Source organism: Streptomyces sp. NPDC059909, from assembly GCF_042730885.1.
Classification (GTDB): Bacteria; Actinomycetota; Actinomycetes; order Streptomycetales; family Streptomycetaceae; genus Streptomyces.
The window spans coordinates 1-1036 of sequence record NZ_JBHWKX010000276.1; the positions used below are offsets into that span (position 1 = coordinate 1).

The 1036-nt window shown below is 69.8% G+C and carries 1 protein-coding gene; it reads left to right on the forward strand.

Annotation, left to right across the window (positions count from 1 at the left end):
* The coding region (gene tnpC / locus ACFV9O_RS40820) for an IS66 family transposase (protein WP_385428240.1) at positions 1 to 1020 on the forward strand (1020 nt) is incomplete at its 5' end.
* Positions 1021 to 1036: the final 16 nt, after the last annotated feature.

Here is a 1036-nt window from a genome sequence, read left to right on the forward strand (position 1 = left end):
TGCGGCTGCGGGCAGGTCACCGCCGCGTCCCCGCCGGCCCCGGTGGCCTCCCCGGCCCAGTACGGGCCGCGCCTGAAGGCCCTCGCGGTGTACCTGTCCACCCGCCAGCACCTGCCGTACGAGCGGTGCACCGAACTGCTGGCCGACTGCCTGGGCGCGGACGTGGCCACCTCGACCCTGATGACGTGGAACGCCACCGCCGCCGAGGCGGTGGCCGCGCACACCGAAGCGGTCCGACAGCAGTTGACCGAGTGCGAGGTGGTCGGCTTCGACGAGACCGGAACCCGCGTTGCCGGGCGAACCTGCTGGGTGCACACCGCCTGCACCCGCACGCTGACGCTCTACCAGGTCCACACCAAACGCGGAGTGCAGGCGTTCGAGACGATGGGAGTCCTGCCGCACTTCGGCGGGATCGCGGTCCACGACGGCTGGAAGCCCTACAAGACCTACACCGACGCCGTCCACGCCCTGTGCAACGCCCACCACCTGCGCGAACTCGCCGCCGTGACGGACAACGTGCCCGCCGATGCACCCCAGGACTGGGCCGACGACCTCGCCACGCTGCTGGTGGAGGTCTGGGACCAGATCAAGGACATCCGGGCCGCACACGAGCACGCCACCGGCTTCACCGTGGACAAACTCGAGCGCATCACGGCCCGCTACGAGGAGATCATCGCCGCCGGGCGGACGCTGCATCCGCCCCGCGCCCCCGGACAACCCCGCGGGAAGCGGCCCAAGGCCGCGAACCTGCTCGACCGCCTCGACACCGAACGCGACCAGGTGCTCCGGTTCGCCTTCGACTGGCGCGTCCCCTTCGACAACAACACCAGCGAACAGGCCATCCGCATGGCCAAGGTCCAGCAGAAGATCTCCGGCGGTTGGCGCACGATGCTCGGCGCCGAACGCTTCTTCGCCGTGCGCGGCTACCTGTCCACCGCCGCGAAACAGGGCAAGAACCTGCTCGACGTGGTTACCCAGCTCTTCGACGGCCGAGGAGCCTGGATCCCCATTCCAGCCTGACCACCAAACCAGTCAC